The sequence below is a fragment of the Gemmatimonas sp. genome, from assembly GCF_041689975.1.
Lineage (GTDB): Bacteria > Gemmatimonadota > Gemmatimonadetes > Gemmatimonadales > Gemmatimonadaceae > Gemmatimonas.
The window spans coordinates 1-2,181 of sequence record NZ_JBDNFF010000123.1; the positions used below are offsets into that span (position 1 = coordinate 1).

General features: G+C 60.8%; 1 protein-coding gene. It reads right to left on the minus strand.

Features of this window, described 5'->3' with window-relative positions; all coding sequences use genetic code 11:
- Positions 1 to 227 precede the first annotated feature (227 nt).
- The coding region (locus tag ACESNG_RS08465) for an AAA domain-containing protein (protein WP_373068557.1) at positions 228 to 2,181 on the minus strand (1,954 nt) is incomplete at its 5' end.

Sequence of the window (2,181 nt, forward strand, 5' to 3'; positions counted from 1 at the left end):
GCGGCGTCGCGGTCGATCACCAGTGTTCGGATCCGGTCGATGACGTCGAAGCGCTCCTGCTGGAGCTTGGACCGTTTGGCAACGTCGAGGACCGAGCCATACGGCTTTCCGAGCTGCCAGTCGGCGGTGTGGACGAATGTGACAGGCATGGGCAATGCGGACAGATTGTGAAAATTGACAGGGGCGTTGCAGAGTGCACCGGGACGAAGACACCCATTCTCCCCTTGCTACGATTCAGCGAGCGCCAACACGATCCGATCTCCCTCGCGCATCAGATGTTTGGCCTTCAATACCTCTTTGAGCACATGCGACATGCGTTCGCGAAATGGTGCCGTGATCCTGCTCACCCGAAAGATCTCAGCTAGATCCGCGAGCATGCCTTCGTCCGACATGCTCATGCCCTTCCGTGTCAGGAACAGCATGGCATTGCGTACCTCCTCTGGTGCAATCTCGTCGTAGGTACGATCGCAGTCGTCCGACGATCGCCGGAACGCGATCCACGTCGCACGATCCTGATTCTCCGCCCAGACAAAACGCCCGAGCTTCGAGCTCTTGATTTGCGCACGCGGTACGCACGACAACACGGCGAGTTGTCGGGATTCCACAACGCGTTGGAGGCCGAATTGCGCAGCCACCAGCTTTGCCAGCCGAGTTGCCTCGACGGGAGCTTCGACGACCAGCACCGCATCGATTGCGCGCTTGACCGCGGCGCGATCGGCAACGGGGTTGTCAAACTCGAGCACTTTCCGATCGCCGCGTAATTGCGACACGCGATACGGCGTGAAGTCGAGATCTTCCGGATCTCGGACGTGCGTGCGAGCAACCCGCGCGATGTTGGGCACTGATGCTACCACTGGCACTACCATGGCCTTGATAAGTTCAGCGGAGCGTGGGGATGCCTCCGTGCTTGCCAGATCGGCGTCAACGAACGTGAGCTCGACTTCGGACGCCTCACTCAGTGTCGAGATCCCGGATGGTGGAATATCCGAAGCAGTCGTGTACAAGACGCCGAGCGATACGATGCCATTTCCTTCGGCCTTTGTGATGAGATCGGCCTCCAGACGACTCTTTGTGGCGTGCGCGACCGCCAAGATCTCGGAAACAACGCGCTCGCGCTCGAGTAGCCATTCGGGCAACCACACCCTCACAATCGCCGGCCAGCCCATGAGGCCTCGCAGGACGCTCGTGGGCAACGCATCGCGGTCCTGCACGGTGCGCCGCGCCGCGTACGCTGGCCCGTCGAGCAAAATGGCCACTAAACGATTTCCTGGATCGTCGGCCAAGGAGACCGCTAGATCGACCTTGAACGATGAGAGTCCAACGTCACTCTCGACATGCAGCCCGGCTGCCCGGAGTGCTGTCGCGATCTCCTCTCGGTGCCGATCTACGCCGACCATGGCATGCGCAGAAATATTCCCTGCCGATGCGTACCCGTCACGCGCCAGCTCGAGGTAGCTCCGAAGATGGCGTACACCGACGGCGCCGACTCCGACTCTCGACAAGTCGATATCCTCCGGATCGATCGACGAAAACACAATCACCTGCTGACGAGCGCGGGTCACCGCGACATTCCAGCGACGTTCGCCACCAGCGCGATTGAGCGGGCCGAAGTTCATCGTGAACTGTCCGGCCGCGTCACGCGCGAAGCCGACCGAGATCAGGATCACATCTCGCTCATCACCCTGCACGTTCTCGAGATTCTTGACGAACAGGCGTTTGGCGGGATCATCGCTCGTCAGCACGGCATCGAGCGTGGGATCGGACAGCGCTCGCTGCTCCAAAATGCCCGAGACCAGTTCGCACTGCTCGAGATTGAGTGTGACGACACCTACCGATGCCTCGGCAAGAATGGGATCGCGAAGCCGCAGCTGAATCACGTCCGCGATCGCTTCCGCCTCCTGACGATTCGTGCGCGTGGCACCGCGATCGAATACGCCCTGTTGCACACGGTGCCAGGACACACCTCTCCCACGCGCGCCGGCTGAGGCTGCGGGAAACGAAGAGAGTCGCCCCTCATAGTAGAAGCTGTTGCTGAAGGCGATAAGCGATTCGTCTTGGCTCCGATAGTGCCAGGAGAGCCAGAGGCGAGGCAACCCGGACCCGACACATTCGGAGAGAATGCTCTCGAGATCCTCCGCCGTGCCCTCTGGCGGTGCGGCACTTGCTGCTTGCTCAGTATCC